Here is a 24,949-nt window from a genome sequence, read left to right on the forward strand (position 1 = left end):
GGGTTTGGTAGGCCGTTCCGCTGCCATTGACTCGGTGATTGAAAGTGTGACTGGGCCAGCTCGCAGCGGGTGCCTGATTGTCGGTGAAATGGGAATGGGCAAGACCGCGCTGGCGCGGGCCGTCTCGGATGTCCTCAGCCCGGAACGGGCGGTATTCCATGTTTGCGGTACGCCCGCCTTGTCACAGATGGCGTTTGCTGTGCTGGCCCCATTCCTGGGCGGACTGGAAACAGGAATGGAGCCTTCCCAGGAGGGAGTCTTTCGTGCGGTGTGCGGTTTCCTCCGCCTTCACCGGGCGGAGAGCAAACACCCGCCAATCGTTGTGGTTGACGACGCTCATGACGTGGACCCGGAGTCCCGAACCATCCTGGCGCGCATGGTGGCCGCTGACGCTGCCCGGATCATAGTTCTCTCACGGCGCTCATCCATACCGGTTGAGTTCATGGAGCTCTGGACGGACGGTTTCCTGGGCCGGTGTGACCTCGATCCACTGAGCCCCGATGACATTCACGCCCTTTGTGAGAGAGTGCTCCGGGGAAAGGTCCTGCGGAGCGTCAGCGCCATGCTTGGGGACATGTCGAAGGGCAATCCCATGTTTGTCCTGGCGCTCCTACGGCAGAGCAGGGCGAACGGAAGCCTGTTCGAGCGGAACGGCGTCTGGCTGCCAGCCGACGTGCCCTCCCCAGATGTGCAATTATCCGAGCGCCTGAGAAGAGACTTGATGCGCCGGCCCCGGGATGAATTTGAGGTCCTCGAGGCCATAGCCTTGGCCGAGCCGATTCCCTTGGACGTCCTCACTCGCGGCGGTATGGGGCTCCTCCTGGACAGCTTAGAGTCGCAGGACCTGATTACCATCTCAAATGATTTCCCCCGGTCCGTGTGGCTAGCGAATCCACTTTTCTCGGACGTTCTTCGCAGGACTGTTCCGCCAGCCCGCAGTTCCGAACTACGGCACAAATACGGAGAATCGGCTGAAAATATGCCACCTGAGCGGCTAGTCCGTCATGTTTCGTGGGCTCTCGACTGCGGGGCTCCGCTGACCGACGAGGTGCTGGTCCGGGCCGCCCATGCCGGCAACGGGGAGTTCGACTTCCATTTTTCGCTCCAGGCCGCAGCCGCGGTGCAGGGATCCGCCCAGCGGGACGAGACTTTGTTGGAGACCGCGATCGCACACGCCCACCTTGGTCACCACGTCGTGGCCAGGGACCGTGTGGAGCAACTTCTCTATGCCTCGGACAACCTGCCCGTTTTGCTCAGGGCTGTCCTTTGGATCTGCCAAGGGTCCATGCCGGCCGGCGACCCCTGTCAGCATCGCGGGCTCAATATACTGCTTGAAAGAACCGCCGAGCGAATTGGCAGGCTTCGTGCCGGAGGCCCCGGCGACACGGACACTGAAACCATCACGGCTTTAATCGACGTTTTGCACCATATGGCGGAGGGGAAATCCGCCACCGTGGAGAAGGACCTGAACCTCATAGCTTGGCACACGCCCGCCATCGATATCAGAACGCGGGTAGTCTCCCTCGCCCTGTTGGGTGACCAGCTAAATGCGGCAGGACGCTTTACGGCCGGGCGTACTGCCACGTTATTGGCCCTGGACCTGGTTCAGAAGAATTTAACGCAACTCCGGATGGAATTCGAGTATGTATTCTACCTTCACGTCAAAGGTCTTCTTTTGGGGGGACTGTGGGATGAAGCGGCGGCTCGCTTGGCAGACTACCCGCGGGACTGCTCCCGAAACCTGATCTATTCGGGCGCGGCGCTCCAGCTCTTCGCCGGGACACTTGCAGTAGGACAGGGCCGGGTCTATTCGGGACTTGAACAACTTCGGCCAGCGATCGAAGGATTACGGGTTGGACACCATGCTGAGCTTCTGCCGTTCGGATTTGGAGTGATGGCCTACGCCGCCGCGCTGTGCGGCGACGCAGATTTTGTGGATGAGTGCGTTGAGTCCTTCCCACAGGAAGGCACCTGTGGCGATAAAGGCCTTTATCTTTTGGGAGAAGCGTACTCAGTGGCTGCAATGGCGGTGATCCGCAGGACGGATGACGCCGCGCAACAGCTGGCGGATCTCGCAGGGCAAGCGAAGTCGAGCGGCTTGCTGGCCGCGGAACGGCACGCCTTGGCTCTGGCCATACGCATCGGCGACGCCGGCTCCGCAGATCGCCTTGCTGAGCTGACATCAACGTTGGACGGGCCGATTTCGGAAGTCCTCCAGCTCTACTCCCGGGCCATCATTGCCAGCGACCCCGATGCGTTGGTTGAAGCCGCGGCGAGTGCGCGGCGCGAAGGGTTTCACCTGATGGCCGTGAGCTGTGTGGAGCGGGCGGTCACAATCCTTGATGCAGGCGCGGACCGCGGCCGGCGCAATGAGGCACAAGTGCTGCTGCGGCAATACAGGACGCTGCTCGATGGACCATTCGTCCTCGGCAACTACGAGTCATCCCGGGCGGGCCGCTTGACGCCCCGGGAACAGGAAATCGTTGAGTTGCTGCAGAGCGGGCAGTCCAACCGTGAAGTGGCTCGCAGCCTTTCACTTTCCGCACGGACAGTGGAAGGCCATCTTTATAGAATTTTCGCCAAACTTGGGGTGAACAGCCGAGCGGAGCTGCTCGCGTCAGGGTTCTGCCACGGCCCGCAAAGGACTGACCGTCCGCGCGCCTAATTGCAAGTAAGCGAAACGGGCAAGCCAAGTAGTCCCCGGTCCGGGATGAGTATATCTACCGAGCACCGCGGGTAGCCGGCGTTGGAATCAGAGTCCTCCCTACTCGTGTATTGGCTGGGGCCCGACTTTTAGGCTCAAGGCATTCGAGGAAGGGGCGCAGTGAAAACCTTGGTTATTGGAGCCGACGGATTTATAGGGCGCACCGTGTGCCGTGTCCTGGGGACTGACCGCGAAGTAATTGTGGGCGCGAGGGCTCTGGTCCATGGCAGAAGCAGCGCGCAATATGTCGATCTGCTACAGCCGTCATCGATAACTGCCGTCCTCGCGAAAGTTCAACCCGACGTCGTCATCAATTGTGCGGGGGTAGTCACCGCAGCCGGGTCCTCCACGAACACTGCGATGACAGGCAATCTGCTGCAGGCGGTACTTAAATCCGGGCTGGACATATACAGCATTGTGATCTGTGGGTCAGCCTCAGCATATGGCCCCGTTCGCCCGGAAGACCTTCCCGTCCACGAGTCAAAACAGTTGGGGGCCGTCAGCGTCTACGGATTAGACAAGGTGCGCGAAGAGAGCCTCGGACGCCTCTACCGCTACAGCTTTGGAATTCCTGTTGTTACTGCCAGGATTTTCAATCCCGTTGGTGCAGGTATGCCCGGCCGGCAGTTATTGCCTTCGATTTGCCGCCAGCTCCAGCAGTGGAAGGCTGGCCGCAGGGAAAGGCTGGAAGTGACCCGGCTGGATACACCCCGCGATTACCTCTCCGCAATTGACGTCGCCCGGGCGGTGTCAGCCCTGGCTTACGGACAGCCACGCGAATTCGCGTACAACGTCGGTTCTGGACAGGAAACGTCAAATGGGGAGCTCCTTCAACGTGTTTTCACGCTGGCGGGCGTGCACGATGTCCCCCCGGTCGACCAGACCAGCAGCGCTGCTGAGCTGCCCGTTGCGAGCAAGGCAGATACAAACACCATCAATTCCGAATTCGGGTGGACAACGGAGGTCGCACTCGACGACAGCATCCTGGAGGTACTCCATGAAACAGTTCGATAACATGAACGTTCTCATTGTCGGCGCAGGACGGGCCGGCGAGATAGTCTCCGCGGACTTGATGCGGGACCCGTCGTCACGTTTCAACGTGGTGGGGTTCGTGGATGACGACCCGCTGAAGCTGTTCTCATCCGTCCGCGGGCTACCGGTTTTGGGCTCGCTTTCGGACCTCCGGGACGTTGTGATTGGCAACGATGTGGCGGAGCTCATCATTTCGATCCCCTCCGAACGCGGTAGCGTCATCCGGCGCATTGTCGAAACCACCATGGGCCTTGGCCTTAACTACAAGATCCTTCCCCGCCAGGCTGAGGTTCTGCTCCAGAACTATGCGGGGAAATCGCGACAATTCATCAGGAAAGTCAAAGCAGAGGATTTGCTCGGCGGCGAGATATCAAAGTCGGACCAAGAAGACATCATGGACCACGCCCGGAACCAGGTAATCCTCATCACCGGCGCCGCCGGTTCTATCGGTTCAGAGCTAACGCGTCAGGCGGTCGCCTACGGTGCCCGCAAGGTGATCGCCTACGACTGGTGGGAAAACGGGATCTTCGACCTGCGCAACCACCTCATCCAGGCCTATCCGGACGCCGATATTGAATTCATTATCGGGGACGTTAAGGATCGCCGGAGATTGAACCAGGTCTTCAGCATGCACCGTCCGACGGCCGTTTTCCACGCGGCCGCCTACAAGCACGTCCCGCTTATGGAGGGCAACCCGGCCGAGGCGATCAAGAACAATATCTTCGGCACGAAGACCGTCGCGGAGGTCGCCATCAAGTTCTCCGTGTCCAAGTTCGTGCTGGTTTCGACAGACAAGGCCGTCAATCCCACCAACATCATGGGGGCAACCAAGCGTGCCACTGAAATGGCAATCCACACCCTGGCTGGAAGCCAGAGCACAACGACATTCTGCGCGGTTCGGTTCGGCAACGTCATCAACAGCAACGGCAGCGCCATTCCGATCTTCCAGGAGCAGATTGAGCACGGGGGCCCGGTCACTGTCACCCATGCGGAGGTCACGCGTTATTTCATGACCATCCCCGAAGCCGTCCACCTCATTCTGCAGTCCTGGATCATGGGCGAAAACGACGACCTCTTTGTCCTCAATATGGGAGAGCCCATCCGGATATATGAACTGGCACGGTTGTTGATCACCCTTAACGGGTACATACCGGAGACGGAAATCCCCATCCGGATCACAGGTCTCCGTCCCGGAGAGAAGCTTTACGAAGAAGTGCTCGTCAAGGAAGAGGAAACCTCAGCCACGAGTGTGGCCAAGATCTTCCGTACCCGGAATTATCTCAACTTTGAAGAATTAACCTTCTTGCACGGTCTGACCGTTCTTCGGGAAGCAGTTGAAGAACAAGGCTTGGACTGCGCAGCACTTAAAGCCCGCCTTGCCAACTTGGTCGAGACCTACGTTCCAGCAACCGAACTGGACGCCAGCAGCCTGCCATTACCTGTGGCGGCGAGCTTGGAGAGGGATGCGGCATGAGTGATGACCTTCCCGGCGCCACTGTTCGACTCAGGGAACTGGCGGCGCAGGTGTCGCGGCGGTGGATGATTCTCATATTTAGCATGGCAGTGGTTACCGCGGCCGCCCTGGGCGCCAGCACCTTGGTACAGAAGGAATACACAGCGGCCGCATCGCTTGCCGTAGCCCCGCTAACAACCAATCCCTTTTCGTCCGCTGCCGTCAATCAGCAGATCAACATCACCACGGAACGTGCCATTTTGGCATCTTCCGAAGTTGCGCGCATTGCGTCGGAAGAACTGGGGCCCGGCGCTGCTGCTCCGCACGTCTTACTAAAGCGGGTTGACGTGGCAGCGCCCTCGGGGTCGCAGGTCCTCGAAGTAAGCGTCACGATGCCCAGTCCGCAGGAGGCAGCTGACTACGCCAACGCGATGGCAGGAGCCTATCTTCGGTTCCGGGCGGAAGGGGCGTCTGAAGTGGCTTCCGGTTATGTCGCGGCCCTGGATAAGGAAATAGCCAAATTATCGGCCATTCGAAGTCCCACGACGCAGCAGGCACAGCGATTGTCCGACGCTGTCCAACAACGGCAGAACTTCGTCCTTGTCGCTGACAGCCCGGGACGGATCATCGGCGTCGCCAGCGCGCCATCTGAGCCTTCCTCCGTGAGCCAGCGGTCCTTTCTCGCAGCCGGGCTGATCGGGGGGTTCCTGATGGGCGTCGTCGCGGCTCTCCTGCGGGAACGCCTGGACAGGAGAGTCCGGACGCTCAGCAGGCTAAGTGAGGCGTGCTCCGGGCCCGCCGTCAAGGTGGTGGATAAGGACGATACTGAAGGGATCCGCTGGGTGCTCCGCTCGCTCACTGCGGTCGGTGCAAAGGCCAGCGGCCCGATCCTTGTCAGCACCGTGCCCGTTGTTGGCAAGAGTCCGTCCCCGCGGGAATTCGTGGACGGGCTCGCGGCCGCGGCGCGTGCGTCCGGGCTCTCGGTCCTGGTGGTCAGGCCGATGGACATCAGTCCCTCGAAGGTCGACCAAGGGTGGCCGGAATCAGCACTTTCTAGCTGGAATCGTCTGGACCTTGTCATTCTTGAGACCGACCATCGGCTCAGAGGGGCACGGCGCGCTCGCCTTGCCGACCACCTCGATGCGGTGCTGATACTCGCATACGCCATGAGCCCCCTAAAAGACCTGCGGCGGTTGGAATCCGAGCTGGGCGGAAGCACAGCCTTGCGGGTGCCGGTGCTGCTCGGAGACCGATTCAACGAGGAACCCCTCAAGAAAAGTGAGGCAGGCTCGCTTCTAACCCTTCCCCCGTCGGGGAGAACGGAACAGCATGCTGCGGAAAGAAAGGAATCAGCGTGAAAATACTCTTCGTGACCTCACCTGGCGGGCATTTAGGGCAGATCGTGCCCCTCCAACAATGGTGGCAGGAGCACAACCGCTCCTGGGTCACGTTCAAGCAGGCGGACGCCGAAAAGGCGCTTTCGGACGAAGACGTGACTTGGGCCTTTTTCCCAACCACCCGGAACTTCCCCAACGCCGTCCGGAACCTGGGCCTTGCCCTCCCCACCCTGCGGCGTCTCAAGCCCGACGTCCTGGTATCGGTTGGAGCCGGAGTCAGTGTCCCGTTCTTCATCGTCGCACGGTTTTTGGGCATCAGGACAGTGTTCATCGAAAGCATCGACCGGATCAGCCTACCCACCCTGAGCGGAAGGCTCTGCTATCCGCTCTCGGACCTTTTCTGCATTCAATGGGAGGAGCAGCGCCGCTTCTACCCGGAAGCCATCAATATAGGACCAGTGCTATGAACCTTCACGGAACACCGAAAACCGTTGTTTCCCTCGGGACCGATCACCACCCCTTCGACCGGCTGGTTACGTGGATGGATGAATGGCTGGAGCAGCAGCCCGCTCCCCCGAGCTGCCTGGTTCAGCACGGTTTCAGCCGCCCTCCACTCCATGCGCCAGGGGTAAAGATGGTCTCGCACCAGGAAATTCTTGATCTTTACTCCGCGGCCGAGATAGTTGTGGTTCAGGGCGGCCCAGGCTCCATCTTTGATGCACTCTCGACGGGACACATTCCCATCACAGTTCCTCGTCGTGTCCAGCTCAATGAGGTTGTTGACAACCATCAGGTCGAATTTGCGCGGCAAATGGCCCGGCAGGGACAGGCTGTAATCGCAGAAACGAAGGAGTGCCTGTGGGCCGAGCTTGACCATGCCATGCAGCAGCCCGGGGACTTCCACACCGTCCCGCGGCCCTCCGGGTCCAGTGAAGCTGCCCTCCGGCTCGGACGGGCCGTGCAAGAAATGCAAAGCCGGCCTGCCCGCATAGTTTCCATGAAGCGGCTCGGGCAGCTGCTAGTGTCCTGCGCCTGAAATCCGCTTCGTAATTATAGAACGGGGTACGGCGAACGTTGGACGGCCGAAGGCCCCTCTGGAACTGTTGGATGAAGAGCGGGAGACGCTGTCCCGGTGGGCGCGGAGGGCGAAGTCGGCCCAGGCGCTGGCCACGCGCTCGAAGATCGTGCTCGGCAGCGCCGAGGGCCTGACCAACGTGGAGGTGGGCGCCCGGTGCGGAGTCGAACCTCATACCGTGGCGAAGTGGCGGCGGCGCTTTCTGGAGCGCCGGCTGGACGGGCTGGTCGATGATCCCAGGCCCGGCCGGCCTGCCAGTATCACCGGTGATCAGGTCGAGGATGTTGTGGTTGCGACGCTGGAATCGACGCCGAAGAATGCCACGCACTGGTCAAGGGCGAGGATGGCCGAGCGCTCGGGGCTCTCAAAGTCAACGATCGGGCGGATCTGGAAGGCGTTCGAGCTCAAGCCCCACCGCGCCGACGGGTTCAGCTCTCCAACGACCCCTTCTCCGTGGAGAGGTCTATTACGTGGTGGGCCTCTACCTGAACCCGCCCGAATCGGCCGTGGTACTCAGTGTGGATGAGAAGTCGCAGGTCCAGGCGCTGGCCGGGTCGCAGCCGGCCTTCCCGATGATGCCCGGCATGCCGGAGAAGCGCACCCATGACTATCTCCGGCACGGGACCACAACCCTGTTCGCGGCGCTGAACACCGCGGACGGGTCCGTGATTTCCAGCCTGCACCGCAAGCACCGGGCCATCGAGTTCAGGAAGTTCCTTGCCAAGATCGATGCCCAGGTCCCCGAGGGCCTTGACGTGCACCTGATCTGCGACAACTACCAGACCCACAAGACTCCGGCTGTGAAGACGTGGCTGCAGAACCACCCGCGGGTTCCACGTTCATTTCACTCCGACTTACTCATCGTGGCTGAACCAGGTCGAGCGGTTCTTCGGCTTCGTCACCGAGGATCTGCTCCGTCGCAGCGACCATCGCAGCGTCCAGGCGCTCGAGTCCGACATCCGCAAATGGGTCAGTGAATGGAACACCAGCCCCACACCCTTCACCTGGACCAGGACAGCAGAACAGATCCTCGAATCCATCGGCCGACTTCTGAACCGAATTTCAGGCGCAGGACACTAGGGCGTGTCTGCTAGAGCTGCCAGCCAGATGGTGACTGGCGGAGAACGGCTCCTCCGCGGTACATGAGTGCGAGTTTGTCGTAACGCGTGCCGTCAGCAAACAGATTCATGTAATTCAACGGGGCCCCTGTAGTGCGGGGAAATTTGGTGCCATGCTGGTGGGCCCGGTTAACCGTTGAGTCAACCGAAACCGACCAGTCCACCTCACCACGGGCATCGGCAACCGTCAGGAGCCCGGCCCGGATCCTGTCCCAGGTCCCGTCTCCGCTGTGGCGGCGGTGGCGCTTCCAGATCGTCTGCCACGGACCAAACTCCGCCGGGACGTCACGCCAAGCGATCCCGCACCGATACCGGTAAATGAGCCCTCCACCACCCGGCGATCGTCACGGAATGGACGGCCCCGGCGACCAGCGGACGATGGCAGCAGCGGCTGAATGCGCGCCCACTGCCCATCAGTCAAAACAAAAGTACGCGACACCCATCAAGCATCCCGAACAACCAGCTCAGGATTTAGGAGACACGCCCTGGTGAACCGTTGACGGGATTGCGACCGGTAGGGACGCGTTGAAATCAGGGCCGGAGCGTAATGACTCCCCGCCGGTACAGCAGCGCCAGCACACCGGCGTAGACTGCCCCGCCGATGCCGACGGTAAGGAGCAGCCCCATGAACGTCTGGCCCCACTGAAGCACCGCCAGAAAGCCGCCCACCCCGAAAATCGTGAAAGCCAGAGCCATCGGCAACCACAGCATGCGCACGGGCGCTGCTATCTTCATGATGGTTCCCACTTGGTACGTTGCCAGTGAGCAATCGACCAGCACAGCTGCGGCCCATGCTGTGGCAGCACCGGAAATTCCCCAGACGGGTATCAGTGTGATGTTCAGGAGCACTGCAACGCAGAGGGCAGCAGATTTGTTCAGCAGCTGCCATCGGCTGTGGCCTCCCATCAGCAACATGCTTTGAACGCCGCCCGCCGACACTGCCAGCAGCATGGCGGGGCCGATGACCAGCAGCGCAGGGGCGCCAGCCTCAAATCCCGGACCGAAAATGGATAGGACCACAGGTCCGAAAATCGTCAGGAGCAGATAGAAGGGCCAGGCCCCAAGAATGAGAAGGCCCGTTGCCCCGGAAAACACCTGGCGGGCACGGACCATGTCACCGACTGCCAGGGCTGAACTGATAACAGGACCCGTGACGATACGGGCCGTATATTCCAGCATGACTCCGAGGCGAACGCAGCGGTTGATGGCGCCGTAGATTCCCCCAGCAACCGGTCCCAGCAGAATGAATACGGCAATAACATCGACCCACTCCAGTAAGACCTCCAGCATGGAGCTTGTCCCACGCGCCCCAGAAAATGCCCAGAACCCGCGCGCAGTCTCCATGCCTTCGGGCTTCAACCGGACCGCGGGGAGTCCTGTCCGGGAAAGCCGCATCTCACGGCGAAGTACCAGGACGGCACATAAGGCTGCCGCCAGGATTGGGAGCGCCCAGGCCGTGACGAGCTGTGTCAGCCCTGCACCCAGCGCCAGGACCAGCAGGACGCCCGCCAGCCGCAATGATGGCAGCACGAGGTTCTGCAGAACAGCGAACGCAATCGACGCGTGGAAGCCTCGAAGTGCGCCAAAAACCGCAGTGAGAAGGGCGGCGGCGGGCAGGTAGGGCACTGCGAGCCGCACGGCGTGGGACACCCAGCCCTCAGGGCCGCCCGGCAGCAGATTCATAGCCATGACCAGGTACAAGAGACCGCCCACGAGCAAGGAGGCGGCCGCTGCTGGGATGCAGGCAATAAGAAGTATGCGCCACACCATACGTTGCCGGCCAAGGGCCGCCGCAGCCGATATGGCCCTAACCAGCCCTGTATCCGCACCGAAGGTAGCCAGGCCCGTCGCAATAGCGAAATAGGCCACGATTTGGAAAAATACGCCAGCCCCTGCTTCTCCAAGTGCGTTGCTCACCACCAGCGTTGTTCCCAAGGCAACGACGGCACCGAAGATTACGCAAGCAAAGGTTGCGGCTCCTGCCTGAAGCAGTCTTCCGCCAGTCTTCCTCTCCCCGAATGCCTGCGCATCCGCCAGGCGGACGTTCATATCAGCTTTTCACCGAAGTAGCGCGCCCTCAATAGGACCGCCAGCACCAGGGTCATGACCGTCATCTGCATAACGTCAAAACTGTAGAAGCCTGCAATCCCGGCCCCTGCAACGGGCACGCTGTGCAGCCACAATCCGGTGTATCCGGGGGCACGCCAGGTCCGCACTATCCCCCCGGCAAGGAAAATCACAAACAGGCCCAGCCCCACAAAACCGTACGAGAACATCAACAGCCAAATATATCCTTGGGTTCCAAGTGAAACGCCGATGGTTTCGTCGAGCCGGGGTGCCCCGTATCCCAGCAACGGCGATTTCAGGGCGGCGGCAAACGTTTCCGAATAGATATTAAGGCGCCCGCCAGTAGTGTCGCTGTACTCTTGACGGCCGAGAATCTCTTCCAAAGTACCGCTGGCCACGAGGGCAAAGAATGCCGCCCCCGCCACTGACCCCAGAACTGCTACCCGCAGTAAATGGCCGCGAGCCCCTGTGCGCACCAGGACGTAGCCAAGTGCCAGGGCCACTCCGATTAGCATCCCGCGGTTGCCGGTAGCGAGTGCGGGAATCAGCGAAGCCGCCAGGAGCAACACCACCAGGGCCCGCTTCCACCTTGCCCGGAGGGTGCCGAGCGCGGCAATGGCCACAGGCGTCATCACCACAAACGCCACTCCCCAACTGTTGCTGTAGGGGAAGGGTGCAGCGGGCCGTTCGAAAGGCTGAGGCGCTCCCCATGGCTGCTGAATTTCGGACATAGGGGGGAAAGCCAGATCGTAAACCAGGGGGTTCGCGGTCAATGCCTTCGGCAGCAAGGCGCCTACCGGCGTCGAAAGCCGGAGCTCAGGCACCTGGGTTGCGATGAGGCCCAAAATAATGACTGTCGCCCAGACGCAAAGTACTCCATGAATGATTTTCCGTGGGCTGAGTGTTTCACGGGCATTGATGTAGTACAGCATGAAAATGCCCACGGCCAACAGATTCCCGTACCGCTGGATAAAGCCGACCATGCTAAGGGCAGACGGCAAATTGACTGCAGCCCCGGCGGCCCACAGGAGAAAAGCAAACCAAGGCAGGATACCGGGGACCAGGTCCAGCCGGCGCCTCAGAACCATCAAGGACACCATCAGCATGGCGATGACCGTGGGGGCAAATGGCGTGGCTCCCAGAACCCACCAGACCGGGAAACCGGCCAGTAACACGTACATGGGCCAGGCAGGGAGAGCCGCCGTATCAACCGCATGGACCTTAGCGATCGTTGGGGGCCGGGCCTGTACCTGAACGCTCACAGGCCGCGTCCCCGCCGCTGCACCGCGCTGAGTATGGCGGCGGCAGAAACTACGCGAAAGCCGACGAGGAGCGCGGCGTAGGCACGAAGCTGCCTGGCGTCCCTGCTCAATGCCCGGCGCGCCCAGATGCCTGCTTCCTTGGTGTTGCCGGCGGCGGCATGCGCAAAGGATATTTGTCCTTCTATCCGGGCTGTCCCCCGGGGACTGGCATCAAACTCGGGAAATTTGGCGAGCAGGTACGTCAGCCCGGCAGCAATGTTCTCCCATCGGCCCGAAAAGAAAGACGTCCGGTCCCAGTGCACGGCAACCAATGGCTCCAGCACTGACATCACGGGTCCGTGCCGCGTGGCTCGAAGAAGCAGGTCATAGTCTTCGCCGTAGGACGCCGGCAGGTCCTCGTCAACGAGGCCAATGTCCCCCATCAAGTCGGCCCTCCGGTACAACAGGCTGGAAGGGTGGATGGCTGTGACGCGCGATTCCAGGAAGTCTGCCATCCGCACGATAGCCGGCGGAACGCGGTCAACCGAATCGGTCCCGGTGTGGATGGTGATGCCCGTAGCCAGTGCGACGGCATTAGGATGGGCGGCCCAAAGCCGCATCTGCCGCTGGAGCTTGGACCGGTGCCATACGTCGTCGTCATCGCAGAAGGCCACGTACTCCCCCCGTGCCGCCACGATGCCCGTATTCCTCCCCCCGGCGAGACCTGGCGTCCGCCCATTCCGTATCGTCCTGACGCTCCGAAGCAAGTGCATGGGCAGGTCAGCCAGAGGATCAACATTGATGCGGTCGAACACCACGATGATTTCCACGGGCCCCTGGTAGTCCTGCCGCAGGATGGACTGCACGGCGCGGCGCAGGAGTTCGGGGCGGCCGCACGTGGCAACCACGACGCTCACCAGCGGAGATTGCTTCGGGTTTATCATTATTGCCTCCCTTGGGGGCTACTGAGGACCCGGTACTTTCGTCGAACAGAGGCCGCGAACACCGGGAGCTGCAGCAAAAACAGGGCTCCGTAGGCTGCGATGAACAGCTGTGGGTTGCCCCACAGCACGAAGACCCAGCAGAGGATGCCCATATCCGTGGGCAGGAGCAGCCAGGACCGTGATGTCCCTGCAGGAGCATGGCTGTTGCCTGCCCTGCCTTTAAGGAGCTGTTCAGCAAGGATCTGGCTCATGAAGTGCCCTGCACTGGTCAGGGCGTAAGCCAGTGGAAGCCAACTGGTCCACACTGGCAGCACACCGGCCTGCCAAATCCCCACAAGCACCGCCAGATGAATCGCAGGTACCCGGACACAGTCCACCATGTGGTCCAGCCACTCCCCTGCCGGGCTGCTGGACCCGGTGAGTCTTGCCACCTGGCCATCGGCCGAATCCAGCGCGTAACCGACGGCCAGGAGCACTGCTATCGGAATACCCAGCCACGCCGAGGCCGGGGCGATGGCCAGACACACGATGGCGACAAGCGAGCAGGCCGCGCTGACAACCGTGACTCCATTTGCTGAAATTCCCCTGCTCGCTGCAGCTGCCGCGGCGAGCCTGCCCAGCCGCCTGTTCACCCACCGGGTGTATGCCGGTACTCCGTGGCCTGGCTTCTGGGCTGTGTTGAGAAGTTTCAGTGCCTGTGTGAAGGTTGGCCGGGACTTCACCCCCTCTGGCATGACGGTTACGGGGGCCATGGCGAGCATTTCATTGTCTAGACTTGCATCGCTGCTCTCCCTATTGTGCATGGCTATGGCTCCAGCACAGCGAGGGCCGAGAGTTCAAAGCTGTGGTCCGGTGTACTTCTGTAGTTCGAGTGAACTTCAGCGCTCAGCACGTTCACTCCGGCAGCCAGCGCGGAACCAGGCAGGGTAATCTGCACCGGATTGGCGGTAGCGAAGGTGGTTCGGGGAGCTGCCGTGGCGTACGTGTTGTTGGTGATGGTTCCTGTAGGCATATTGACCCTTCTCACCTCGGTTCCGTTCAGGTACAGCACCAAGCCGTCATCCGCACGCGTCGTGATCCGCACTTCAGCCACTTTGTTTGGATCTTCAACCGTGAAGCTCTTCCGGTGATGGCTTGAGAGCGGTCGCGTTGTTCCTTCGAACACCAGTTGCGTGGCGATCGTTGAACTGCCCCACCCCAGAGGAGCCTTGCCGGTAGCCCACGTTGAATCGTTGAAGGCCACAGATGTCCACGCAGGGTCCGGAGCCTGTGTTGCAAAACGGTATTTCCAGTCCTCGCCGGTCTGTACCAGTTGTGTAGTAGCCACCACTTTAGGGGGGATGACGACTGAGGTGCTCGCCGAGTAATTGGCTGCCTCGTCTGCCGCCCGTACCGAGTAGCGGCCGCCAGCCAGCGCAGGAACCTTGATAGTGGTCTGGGTTGTGGTGGCGATCACGCGGTCCCCGCGGATGAGGTGATAGACGCTGGCGTCGCCGGTGGCTGCAGTCCAACTGAGCGTGTCAGTGACTCCGTCTGTAGTTGCGGTGAGGCCTGACGGGGTACCGGGGGCCGTTGTGTCCCGCGGCGGAAAGACAGCAAAACCGCCGGACCACTGGTTCACCCCGTTGGCGTTCACCGAGGTCTCCAAGTCGCCACCGGCCCAGACCTTGCCTCGGCTGTCAACGAAGACGCCCCATACGCCATAGCCCGCCCTGCCTTTCATGACAGGATTGAAATCCGGAATATAGGCTCCGTTAGCGGCATCCCAAGCGCCCACCAGGTTGATTCGATCCGCGGCTGTCCACTGCGTACCGACGTTGCTCCAGGTGAAGGCATTGGAGTAGTTCCAGTTGGCACAGTGGCATGCGCCGTATACAACTCCGTCCCCTTCCGATACCCGTTGGAAGTCGCCGCCGTTTTTAGTGATATTCCCGGAGAGGCGGGAGAAAGTCTGAGGATCGAAGCTGAAGAGATTGTGTTCGGAACCGCCCAGCCAGATCCTGTTCCCAACCTCCTGGATGCCTAGCTGGAAATTCCTGTTCGTCGAGGACGGAGTCCAGGACCACGCCGGTGTTGCCAGCGGGGCACCCGCAACCGTCTGGACTGCAGCCGCTCGAAGGGTGTCGACGCTATTTGAAGCGGAGAAATAGCCGGCCGCGTAAAGCCGTTCACCGTTCGCCGCTGCGTCTATGGCTGCAACAGTGCCATTGAAGGCAGGGTTCCAGCTCGCATCAGGCGTCCCGTTCGTGACCCGTACCCTTGCGCCGGCACGGGCATAGACCGCATTGGTTGTTGTTCCGCCGGTGAGGTGCGTGAATGCTCCTCCAAGGTAAAGCCAGTCGTTCTTCACTGACAGGGCGCGCACTTGGACAACACCTCCGGTAAGTCGGTTCTCCAGCTGCAAGCGCCAAGCCGGGTCAGTCGCGCCGGTCTGGGGATCCAGGGCAACTGCGCCCACCGCCGGGGACCCATTGGCTGTACTGAATTCACCGCCGGCAACGAGTTTCCCGTTCGGAAGAACAGCCAGGGACTTGACCTGGCCGTTGAGCACCGGACGGAACGTGCCCACCCACTCCCCGTTGTCAACGTTGAACCCGGCAATGTACGGCTGTTCCACCCTCTCCGCGCCCTGTGCATTGCGCTGTACGTAACGGAAATTTCCCGCTACATAAACCGTGTTGCCAATTTGGGCAAAATCCTGCACTTCGGTGTTCAGTTCTCCGCCGCGGCCGTTGGCCAGGCCCGATACCCCCCAGACCGTTGACTGTGCCGCGCTCTGTGGCAGGGGGCGCTGCGAATACCCGGGGTACCCGTTATCTCCAACCGGCGCAAAAGTGACGTCAGCCTGGGTCAGCTTCGGCCGGAGGTAAACCTGGGCAAAGGGACGTGCGTTGCCCGTACCGGAATTAGCAGACCAGAGGTAGCTTGAATCGTCAGGCGATCCTGTGATGGTGGAACCGTATGCCCAGCCCTGTGTCCATCCTTGGGCGGAGGACTCGGACGTGACCACCCTATTAAGGGCTTGATTACTCCCGAAGTTGCTCGTCAGGCCGCCGCTGGAGGTCGGCCCGCCGAATGAGTACGACGCGACCCGGTGCTCGGCGCTGATTGTCCATGCCCAGCGGTCCAGATTTGCGAATTTGAAACGGGCCTCCTGCCACTGACTGCCGTCTGCGGTGGTGGCACGCCGGAGACGGACGCCGTCCGGAAGGAGGTCCGGTGCCTGTCCGTTCTGGAGCCCGTCAATGACGGTGGAGGAGAGCTGCCGCGGTGCGAATGCCCCTGTCCCTGTCACCGTGCTGCGAACCTGGGCGGTAGTTCCTACGCCCTGGTGGAATTCCTTCCAGCCCTCCCGGCCACGGCCAATCAGAACCCAGCCTCCACCGTCGGTCTCCTGATCGCAGTAGAACTGTTCGGGAGCGGCCATCCGCGGCGTAAGGAGCCAAAAGGTCCCGGACGGCGCATCAGGAGTTGTTTGTTTGATTTCCCAACAGGAAGCCGCGGCCCGCAGCTGACTTGTTCCATCCCGGGTGATCACCTCTGCGGCTGCTATCTCTTCGGAAGCAGTGGCCGCGGGGAGGGATGAGAGGAGGGTGATGGGGAGCAATGCCGCCGTCAGTGCGGCAGCAAAAACCCTGGCGTTCTTCATTGCGCGCAGCGGGCGCAAGCGGAGGTTGGTCATCGGAAATGCCTTTCCTAACAGCTCAGCACGCAGCCACGTCAGGGAAGCTGTGGCCAACTACGACCCATTTCCCCTTGTGTTGCTGAATGTCATAAATGTTGTTGGCGGTCCGCGTCCCGGGCCGCGCAGCGGCAAGGACAACAGCTCCTGAAGTATCCCGAACTTCGACTCCGCTTGAGTCAACACAGATGGCGAACCTGTGAGTGGGGATTCCGTTTACGCGGACCACTTCCACCCTCTCGGTGCCGGTGAGGGTGGCAGACCCCGTCTGGACCCAGCCGTAGTGTTGATACTCGTCGTATCTGCCCTGCAGTTCACCCAAAGCGGCACCAATGGCTACGTCGGTGAAGTTCGGTTTGGCAGGATTTGGTGCTCCCGGTGCCGGGGCAGGACCGGGTGCTGACGCTTTGCCCGCAGCCGCCTCGAAGGCAGTACTGGCCCGCCTAAGTTCCGCGATGGGAGCGCCAGGCTCTCCCGGGGCCGCCGGTGCTTCCGCCGCAGGAGTAGGACTTTGGGGTTGTTTGACGGCCTGGGGCTGGACGGCTTTTGCAGGGGCGGCAATAAGCTCGCTGCCGGTGTCCGCGTTCGCTCCTGTTTGGGGGGCCTGTTGCCCGGAGACGGTAACGGTGACCTGAGGCTGGGCTTCGGACGGCCGGGGTGCCGAAGATGCAGCTGGTCCCAGGCCAACGAGGATGGTGAATGCCGCGGCTGCGCCGATTGTGCCAGCGGTCCGGAGCCGGCGAGGGGTGCCACGATCCGGGGTGCTGTCCCGGGGCGTCCGCGGCGAGCCTGATGCTGGTCGTTGTTGTTTCATGTGGGAACCTTTCGAGGCCGTTTCCAGTCCTTCGAGCAACGGGTTTGGGCCACGCTAGGCCCGTCCTGCGCCGTTGATCAAGGAACTTCCGGCCATTTCAGCGATGTCCCGTGACGGAATGAAAAAGTAGGGTAATCGGGTCTGCGATTCCAAGTAGCTGTCCCGGCATGCGAGTAGGCGGCTGAGGATTTTTCACGTACGAAAAGGCCTGTTTCGGGTTAGGGACACTCGTGGCGGCAGAGCTTCTGCTGCCTAGCCTTCTTGCCAATGGATCAATCAGAGGCGGACGCGACGCCCGCCGTTTTCATCGACAAGGGGACGCTCAGCCCCACGGCAAGACCCCTGGTCCCTATTTAGGGTCCCTTCGCTGATCCCACAGACTCTCCTACGATTCGAAGGTTACGTCATGACAGCTATGGACACGGGCACTCGAAAAATCGGCGAGAGCCTGCCGCGCAGCCAGGCATCGTCGGTCTGGCAACTTGGCGACGGATTCCTTGCGAAAGACTTGCAAGACGGGGCACGTCTGCCCGGACAGACCACAGTGCGCAGGCACCGTCTAGCCCTCATCCTCGTTGACCTTGGCATTATTGCCACGGCCACAGGGCTCGCAGCTGCAGCATTTCCGCACCGGACCGCTGGCTATATGTGCGGAGCTGTCGCCGTCCTTTGGTTTCTTTGCCTGGCGGCCTATCGGAGTAGGGATCCACGGGTTCTGGGTGCCGGCTCCGACGAGTACAAACGTGTGGTTACAGCTTCACTTATCACTTTCGGCGTGCTCTTCATGCTCGGCGAGATGCTAGTGCCTGGCATGGAGCACGGCTTCTTCGTAGTGGCCTATTCTGCCGGCCTTGGCGGCGTTCTATGCGGGCGCCTCGCGCTGCGGGTCTGGCTAGGACGGCAAAGAAAAACAGGCCGATGCCTCTCGCGGGTGGTGGTCCTCGGCGAAAAGAGTGACGTGGAGCACGTCATCGGGCAGATTCAAAGAAAGTCCCGGGGCGCCTACTTGGTAGTTGGTGCAGCCGTCCTTTCCGAAGAGACCACCGACCTCACAGTTGACGGCCAGCAGGTTTCCGTAATCTCCGACGTCCAATCCTTGGTCCCTTCGTTGAATACCCTTGCGCCCGACGCCGTCATTGTTGCGGGGCCGGTTCCAGGGGGCAGCGATTTCATCCGTGATCTCGCGTGGAGCCTGGAAAAAAGCGGCGCTGACCTGGTTCTGGCCAGCGGACTGACCAACGTGGCGGCGAACCGGATTTACGCTTGCCGGGCCGGAAGCTTGCCGCTATTTCATGTTCAGTTGCCCCGGTACAGCGGCTTAAAGCATGTCGTTAAAAGGTTCCTCGACGTGGTGCTCTCCGGCTTCGCCCTGGTGCTGTTGCTTCCCGTCTTCGCCACCCTGGCCGTGCTGATCATCCGGGACAGTCCCGGACCCGCACTGTTCCGCCAGGAACGTGTTGGACGCGGAGAGCGGACTTTCATGATGTACAAGTTCCGCTCCATGGTCGAAACGGCAGAGTCTGAGTTGGCCGGGCTCGAGGTGCACAACGAAGGCGCGGGGTTGCTGTTTAAGTTGCGGAAGGATCCCCGCGTAACCGGGGTAGGCAAGTGGCTTCGGCGCCATTCACTGGATGAGCTGCCGCAGCTCTGGAACGTTTTCAAAGGGGATATGAGCCTCGTCGGACCACGCCCACCCCTGCCAACGGAAGTTGCGGCCTATGAAAAGGCCGTGCACCGACGGCTGTACGTCAAACCCGGGCTGACGGGGCTCTGGCAGGTCAACGGTCGTTCCGAGCTGAGCTGGAAGGAGAGCGTGCGCCTTGACCTCTATTACGTCGAGAACTGGTCCCTCGCGGGTGACTTCATGATCATGCTGCAAACACTCGGGGTGCTCCTGAAGCCTCATGGCGCGTACTAGCAGTCCCCCCAAAATTTCTGAGTCTTACAGAGAAGGACCCTCAAATGACGATAAAAATCGGGTACGCGGCCGGTGCCTACGACCTTTTTCACATCGGACATCTCAACCTCTTAAAGCACGCCCGTGGCCAGTGTGACTACCTGATAGCCGGCGTCGTCGACGACGATCTCGTTGAATTGGCGAAAGGAAAACGGCCAGTCATTCCGTTGGCCGAGCGCCTGGAAATCGTGGCCAGCATCAGATTTGTTGACGAGGCACGGCCTGAAGTTCACCCGGACAAAATGAATACCTGGCGTGAGGTTGGCTTCCACGTTTTTTTCAAGGGAGACGACTGGAAGGGAACTCCGCAAGGAATGACTTTGGAACGGCGTTTTGGGGATGTAGGGGTAGAAGTCGTTTACTTTCCATATAGCCTCCAAACCTCAAGCAGTTTGCTTCGACGGGCCCTGGATGCCCTTACTGAGCAACCTGGCACGGGGAGAACGTCGTCGTTCGGTACTGGCTAGTCAGACGTCGAAATAGAGGGTGACTACTTTGCTGTGGCTCGGCGAAGCGGGCTAAGGTCCCTTGCAATTCTTGGTGCAGCGCTCAGGAACCGGGCCCACCGGTCTCTGTGGGACTTGAGCCTGCCCAGGAGGGACATGTCAGAGTAAATGTCACGAGACAGATGCACTTCCGGTGCCGGGAAGACCGCCCGGAACAGCATCTTGGGTTTCTCCCGCAGAGGGGCCTGGGCAATCGCGATCAGCCGGGCGCTCCCCGGCTCCTTGGCCATCACGCGGTTGCGCCACTCCGTGGATGCGTCCGGCCACTCTACGGCCGCGTTCTGGGGAAGCAGGTCCTCAAGGAAGGGACGCATTGCCGCTAGGGATTCGGTGGCCGTGGAAATGTCCAGGATGGTGGGGACGGCCGATTGCCATTTCGTATGGTGGGCCAGGAATTCGAGTTCCTGCCGGCACGCGGGCACGTGGGGTGATCGGAGCGCGTGCAGGGCAAGGATGACAGTTCCCAGCGCCTTTGATGGGACCCGCATCTCCTGCCCTGCAAGTTCAAACTGCTCGGTGTTCGCCCACATCACGTCATAGCAGCTATTGGGGGCCTTCTCCATTCCCGGAAAACGGAAGTGGACGTCGATGCAGCAGGGCCATTCTGGGTGATCAACCGTAACTGAATGCTTTGGAAACGTCGTGTTGTCCGGATCCACAGGGCGTCCCCGCCACCCCCGCTCGCGGAGGCCGGACAGCATCGCCTCAAGCTCTGCAGTGGACACAAAGACGTCAACGTCAGCGGACGTCCTGGGGAGGCGCAATCCCTGAATCACACTGGCCGGGCCCTTGATAAAGAAGGCCCGTATGCCCATGTTGTCCGCCACCCGTGACGCCAGGGCATGGCCCAGCAGGACAGCTTCCGGGATGCTGAGCTCCGTTTCATTCGCTTGGTTTTCCACGCCTGAGCCTAGCCACGCGTCCTGCGACCAGCGGGCACGGGTTCTTGGACGCTGTTTTCCGCACCGTCCTGATGGGAACCTGCGGGACGCGTTTCAGCCGAAGGCGCGGGAACGGACGCGGAGGTATAGGTGCCGTAGTACGCATAGGCGTCCGTTCCGCTGGTTGGCACGTAGTTGAGGACGGCGCCGAGGATTCTGCCCTTCACCTTCTCCAGGTTCCCCAGGGACTGGGCCAGCTGCTCTTGTGTCGTCTTGCCCGTCCGGATTACCAATACTGCCCCGTCCGCAACGCTGGCGAGGACCGCGGCATCCGTCACCGGCAGAAGCGGAGGAGCGTCAATCAGGACGATTGCATTCTCCGCCAACGCGCTGAGCATGTTCTTCATAGCCCGGGACCCCAGCAGCTCACTGGGGTTCGGCGGAATGCGTCCGGAGCCCAAGACCGAAAGGTTCGGCAGGGCACCCCAAGGCTGGAGTACATCCCCCAGTTCCGCGGTGCCGGTAAGAACATCGGTGACCCCGACTCCCGGGACCAGGTTGAAAACGTCCACCAGCGTGGGGCGCCGGAGGTCGCCGTCGACCACTACGACGTTTTCGCCGGCGGCCGCCATGGTGACCGCCAGGTTTGCCGTCACAGTAGATTTCCCTTCTGCCTGCATGGAGCTGGTGACCACGATGATCCGCGGCGGCTGGTCCACGTCAAGGAAGCTGAGGTTGGTGCGCAGTTCACGGAGGGCCTCGGCCATCGCCCGGCCGGCGTCATGGAGTTGGGCTGCGGTGCCATCTTCCAGGATGGTGCTTTTTCCGTCCAGACGGTGGTCCACAGGGAGGGTGCCGATGACCGGGACCTCGAAGAGCCGCTCGATTTCGGCCGCGCTGCGTATGCGCCGATCCAGATGGCGACGGACCAGCGCATACGCCACACCGAGGGCCAGGCCGATGAGCCCACCGAGCACAAGGGTGAGCTTGACGTTCGGGGAATCGGGACTGGTTGGAAGGACCGCTTTGCCCAACGGGAGCACCCGTACAGCCGATGCGGTGACGGTTGGTGAGGTGCCGGCGTCGGGCGCTGCCGTTTCGATCGCTTCCACTTGGGCAGCGAGGCCGTTGACCCAGGCGTCGGCCACGCGCTGTGCGATGGCCGGGTCCGTCGATTGGGCCGACACGCGGATCTCGGCGGTGTCCAGCGGCACCTTCACACTGATGGTGCCAAGCAGGGCGTCTGCCGTAGTCTCGAGACCCAGGTCTGCGATGACCCGGTCCGCCACGAGACGGGATTTTGCCACGGACTCGTAGTTCTTGACCTTTGCCTTGGCCAGGCTGTCGCCGGCGAGGGAGAGGCTTACGTTGTCCGAGCCCGGCGTCACCACGATGCCGCTGGAATCGGAGGAGTAGATCTTGGGCTGGAGGACTGTCCAGCCGAATGCCGTCAACGTGGCCAGCAGGGTGAACGCGACGGTTGCCTTCCAGTAGGTCCGGGCCACCCGCAGGTAGTCAGTCAGATCCAGGCCTGCAGGTGCCTCCCCGGGGGTGGCTGTTGTGACGCTCACGGCGGTTCCTTCCCATTCAAATTTGCGTGTTTTCGGACCGGTCCTCGTTGCCGGGTTACTGCGCCGAGCGGTCCCCCACTCGGATGGCGGCTAGTTGCTGCCCTGTTCCAAAACTGATTTCGCGATGAGCTGTCCCGCGGCAGCCGCGACGGCGTCCCGGTAGCCTTCCGGACGGCCGTGCACTTTTCCCACGTCGTCTGCCAGCTGGTCCGCTAGGACAGCCGTCTTTGTGGATTTCCAGATGGCCGGCCCGATCCCGCTCAGCCGCACAATCTCCGACTCCAGCATCACCAGCAGGTCGCCGTCGATGGTCACGGCATCCCTGGGTTCTGCGCGGCGGATGAAACCGTCCGGGATGGGACTTACGCCGGTTTCAGCATCAGGGGCTCCCCACGCGGGCTCCGAGCGACGCTGTTCCTGGAACAGCGGTTCCAAGGCTGCTGGCAGATCAACCGCTTCCGAATAGGTCACCCGCCGCACTCCCCCGACACTGTCGATCAGGCGGCACAGCGACTGCAACGGCTGCTCCATTTCGGCCTGCGACGAGGAATCCGGGATCAGTGCGAGCAGTGCGTCGGCGGGAGGGACTTTATTCAGGGTTGGGTGGACGGCGTCCTCAACCCGGTCCAGTAGCACGATTGACTGGATGAAGAGCTTGGCTGGGGCCGGCTGGAGTCCGCGCTCGTCCGGGCCTACCTGGCGCTTGGGTACACCGGGCCCCTGCTTGATGGACAGCGGCTTGGGGTAGGGAACCACTGACCCGTCGGGCCGGACTGCCACCGTCTCGTCGGTGACGTAGCCGTAGGCGCCGGCCAGAACGGAGGCTGCAGTGGTCTTGCCGGTTCCCGACTTGGCAACCAGCGCTACCACCGCCCCCGTGACCGGATCAGCCACTCCGCAGGCGTGCAGCATGGTGAGCTTTCCCGCGTTTGCCAGGATCGCCGCGACGGTGAGCCGGGAGGTGAGGATCTCAGCCAACTCCTCAAAGGAGGCGGCATGCAGGTGGAATGTGCCGCCGTCGTCCGTCGTTGATCGATACGCGACGTTTGCCGCGAAGGGCTGGGACTTGCTGGGTTCTACCGGCAGCGGCGGAACCAAAGGCTTGTCGCTGCTGGAACACCGCGCCCATGCTAAGCGCATGCTCTCCCGCTGCTCCCAGGTGACATCGCGGCCCCAGCGAACAGCGATTTGAACTCCCATTACGTTCAGGCAGAGCAGGTGGTCCGGCATCTCCTCAAACTGCACTGGCTCCCACGCCATCTTTATGCTGCTGCCGCTCATGTTTCCCCCGGATCTGGTGCTGGACTGCGAAGTGGTTACCGGCTTGTGACGCAGGCGGCCTCAATCAGCTGCTGGTCCTTTAAGTTCGCCAGAAAGCCTGTGACTTGGCCATGCATCTGGCCGCGTTTATCCTCGAAACATGCCCCTAGTTCAGCCAAGATGGTCTGCTCAGTCCGTTGGCCGTCGATCAGTCCCCAAATGGCTGCAGCCGTGCCTTCGAGAATCACCGGTTGGATTGCGTCGAGGTGGAGCAATGCCACTCGGTTCGAGCCTTCGGCATGGACCTGGGCCACGTGGTGGGAATGCTGCCAGATCATTACAAGAGCTTGAGTATTGTGGTGGATGAGAGGATTACGAGCCCCGTCGGGGATGTGAACGAGAGGTCTACCGTAAATTCGCGGGCAGCGATATTTCTACTTCCCGAGTAGTAGAAACCCATCGGGAATGTGACCATCGATCCCTTCGCCACTCCGCTGGCAAGCGCGAAGTTCGCGGAAAAGACCCCTCCGGTCACTGCCTGGTTGGTCAGGCTTCCCGTGGGGAACGAATAGATACCTGCCAATGCCGAGCCAGTACCACTCGGGGTGACCCTGACACTGCCTTGAATTGCAGCTGAGTCTGCCAATGTCGTGTTACGCAAATAAAAGGCTTTCGGACCGGTACCAGTCCGATTCATATCCGGCTTAGTTTCCTGGGTGGACCGCACAAGGATGACACTCTGGTCAGCTTCAAAGTCCCAGAGCACTTCAATTATTCCTGACGTCGCTGCGGCCGGCGCTGCGATGGCGGTCGCGATAACCGGAAGGGACCAGGCCACACCTTTTACTACCCTTCGGCGGCTGAATCCGCCTTCTTCGCTGCTCGTAACTTTTTCGTTCAAAACCTCAGACAATTGCGCCCCCATATAGTTTTCAGCTGCTGCCCTTTGAGGCCGGCCAATGCTTAGCGCGTTGTCGCTACACTGCCCACTCTTGCCAATCCGACTAAAGGTTTGGTCAATCACGTTGCAAGATTTGGTCAAGTTAAGCCGTAATGCGCTGTTAGTGCCTCTAACCCTGCGGTTTTGAAACCGCAGGAGTGTCAGCTAACCGGCCCGGGCCATCCTAGAAAGGGCAGGATGGAGAATGAGAAGGCGTCCCCGGCGTCGGTTGGATAGTCATCCTAGGCCGCGCGACCGGACACCCTGCCTCCGCTGTGACCGTACTCTTCCGCATGTATGCAGTGCCGCCGGAAGGTGCCCTCCTGCTCCGCTGCGGCTAGCCAGTGGCGCCCCAGGTGCAGTGCGC

19 protein-coding genes and 2 pseudogenes are annotated in these 24,949 nt (G+C 61.3%); 9 read left to right on the forward strand and 12 right to left on the reverse strand.

Annotated elements, in window-relative coordinates:
- Positions 1-4: 4 nt before the first annotated feature.
- The 7 genes and pseudogenes from J2808_RS07985 to J2808_RS08015 all read left to right on the forward strand — a co-directional run bounded on the left by J2808_RS07985 (position 5) and on the right by J2808_RS08015 (position 8,681).
- Positions 5-2,665 carry a LuxR C-terminal-related transcriptional regulator gene (locus J2808_RS07985; protein ID WP_309814320.1) on the forward strand — a complete coding sequence of 887 codons (2,661 nt, stop codon included), beginning with the start codon at positions 5-7 and terminating at the stop codon, positions 2,663-2,665.
- 159 nt (positions 2,666-2,824) lie between these two features.
- Positions 2,825-3,718, forward strand: a complete 894-nt coding sequence (locus tag J2808_RS07990) for an NAD-dependent epimerase/dehydratase family protein (protein ID WP_309814325.1) — start codon at positions 2,825-2,827, stop codon at positions 3,716-3,718.
- Between the two features lies 1 nt (position 3,719).
- Complete coding sequence (locus J2808_RS07995; RefSeq protein WP_309815550.1) at positions 3,720-5,210, forward strand: polysaccharide biosynthesis protein; 1,491 nt, start codon at positions 3,720-3,722, stop codon at positions 5,208-5,210.
- The gene (locus J2808_RS08000; protein ID WP_309814327.1) at positions 5,207-6,547 is read left to right on the forward strand and encodes a YveK family protein; all 1,341 of its coding nucleotides are present in this window, start codon (positions 5,207-5,209) and stop codon (positions 6,545-6,547) included. Before J2808_RS07995 ends, J2808_RS08000 begins: the two co-directional genes overlap by 4 nt.
- Positions 6,544-6,993, forward strand: a complete 450-nt coding sequence (gene pssD, locus J2808_RS08005; RefSeq protein WP_309814330.1) for a PssD/Cps14F family polysaccharide biosynthesis glycosyltransferase — start codon at positions 6,544-6,546, stop codon at positions 6,991-6,993. The genes J2808_RS08000 and pssD overlap by 4 nt, the downstream gene beginning before the upstream one ends.
- Positions 6,994-7,160: 167 nt before the next feature.
- On the forward strand, positions 7,161-7,562 hold the full coding sequence (locus J2808_RS22270) for a glycosyltransferase (protein ID WP_397428028.1): 402 nt from the start codon (positions 7,161-7,163) through the stop codon (positions 7,560-7,562).
- A 16-nt stretch (positions 7,563-7,578) separates the two neighbouring features.
- A pseudogene (locus J2808_RS08015) lies at positions 7,579-8,681 on the forward strand (IS630 family transposase).
- Positions 8,682-8,781: 100 nt separating this feature from the next.
- On the opposite strand, the pseudogene J2808_RS08020 reads toward J2808_RS08015, so the two are convergent.
- The 7 genes and pseudogenes from J2808_RS08020 to J2808_RS08050 all read right to left on the reverse strand — a co-directional run.
- Positions 8,782-9,158, reverse strand: a pseudogene (locus tag J2808_RS08020) (transposase); the annotation flags it as partial.
- A 92-nt stretch (positions 9,159-9,250) separates the two neighbouring features.
- On the reverse strand, positions 9,251-10,636 hold the full coding sequence (locus J2808_RS08025) for a polysaccharide biosynthesis C-terminal domain-containing protein (RefSeq protein ID WP_397428012.1): 1,386 nt from the start codon (positions 10,634-10,636) through the stop codon (positions 9,251-9,253).
- 128 nt (positions 10,637-10,764) lie between these two features.
- On the reverse strand, positions 10,765-11,892 hold the full coding sequence (locus J2808_RS08030; RefSeq protein ID WP_309814341.1) for an O-antigen ligase family protein: 1,128 nt from the start codon (positions 11,890-11,892) through the stop codon (positions 10,765-10,767).
- A gap of 152 nt (positions 11,893-12,044) precedes the next feature.
- Positions 12,045-12,971 (reverse strand): glycosyltransferase family 2 protein, encoded by a 927-nt coding sequence (locus tag J2808_RS08035; protein WP_309814344.1) that lies wholly within the window; start codon positions 12,969-12,971, stop codon positions 12,045-12,047.
- A complete protein-coding gene (locus J2808_RS08040; RefSeq protein ID WP_309814347.1) occupies positions 12,971-13,723 on the reverse strand; it encodes a CDP-alcohol phosphatidyltransferase family protein in 753 nt (250 codons plus the stop codon). Before J2808_RS08040 ends, J2808_RS08035 begins: the two co-directional genes overlap by 1 nt.
- Before the next feature lie 53 nt (positions 13,724-13,776).
- A complete protein-coding gene (locus J2808_RS08045; protein ID WP_309814350.1) occupies positions 13,777-16,653 on the reverse strand; it encodes a fibrinogen-like YCDxxxxGGGW domain-containing protein in 2,877 nt (958 codons plus the stop codon).
- Between the two features lie 22 nt (positions 16,654-16,675).
- On the reverse strand, positions 16,676-17,467 hold the full coding sequence (locus J2808_RS08050; protein ID WP_309814352.1) for a hypothetical protein: 792 nt from the start codon (positions 17,465-17,467) through the stop codon (positions 16,676-16,678).
- Between the two features lie 415 nt (positions 17,468-17,882).
- Between J2808_RS08050 and J2808_RS08055 the strand changes: the two genes are divergently transcribed.
- Entirely contained in the window at positions 17,883-19,385 is a 1,503-nt protein-coding gene (locus J2808_RS08055) for a sugar transferase (RefSeq protein WP_309814355.1), read from the forward strand.
- Between the two features lie 44 nt (positions 19,386-19,429).
- Positions 19,430-19,891 (forward strand): FAD synthase family protein, encoded by a 462-nt coding sequence (locus tag J2808_RS08060; protein WP_309814358.1) that lies wholly within the window; start codon positions 19,430-19,432, stop codon positions 19,889-19,891.
- 23 nt (positions 19,892-19,914) lie between these two features.
- Here the strand turns inward: J2808_RS08060 and J2808_RS08065 are convergent, their stop codons facing one another.
- The 5 genes from J2808_RS08065 to J2808_RS08085 all read right to left on the reverse strand — a co-directional run bounded on the left by J2808_RS08065 (position 19,915) and on the right by J2808_RS08085 (position 24,666).
- Positions 19,915-20,832 carry a nucleotidyltransferase family protein gene (locus J2808_RS08065; protein WP_309814363.1) on the reverse strand — a complete coding sequence of 306 codons (918 nt, stop codon included), beginning with the start codon at positions 20,830-20,832 and terminating at the stop codon, positions 19,915-19,917.
- An 8-nt stretch (positions 20,833-20,840) separates the two neighbouring features.
- Positions 20,841-22,382, reverse strand: a complete 1,542-nt coding sequence (locus tag J2808_RS08070) for a tyrosine-protein kinase domain-containing protein (RefSeq protein WP_309814367.1) — start codon at positions 22,380-22,382, stop codon at positions 20,841-20,843.
- Positions 22,383-22,472: 90 nt separating this feature from the next.
- The gene (locus J2808_RS08075; RefSeq protein ID WP_309814369.1) at positions 22,473-23,663 is read right to left on the reverse strand and encodes a hypothetical protein; all 1,191 of its coding nucleotides are present in this window, start codon (positions 23,661-23,663) and stop codon (positions 22,473-22,475) included.
- A gap of 35 nt (positions 23,664-23,698) precedes the next feature.
- Positions 23,699-23,980, reverse strand: coding sequence for a PqqD family protein (locus J2808_RS08080; RefSeq protein ID WP_309814372.1), 282 nt, complete (start codon positions 23,978-23,980; stop codon positions 23,699-23,701).
- Positions 23,980-24,666, reverse strand: a complete 687-nt coding sequence (locus tag J2808_RS08085) for a hypothetical protein (RefSeq protein WP_309814375.1) — start codon at positions 24,664-24,666, stop codon at positions 23,980-23,982. The genes J2808_RS08080 and J2808_RS08085 overlap by 1 nt, the downstream gene beginning before the upstream one ends.
- Positions 24,667-24,949 lie beyond the last annotated feature (283 nt).

The sequence above is a fragment of the Pseudarthrobacter sulfonivorans genome, assembly GCF_031454915.1.
Lineage (GTDB): Bacteria > Actinomycetota > Actinomycetes > Actinomycetales > Micrococcaceae > Arthrobacter > Arthrobacter sulfonivorans_C.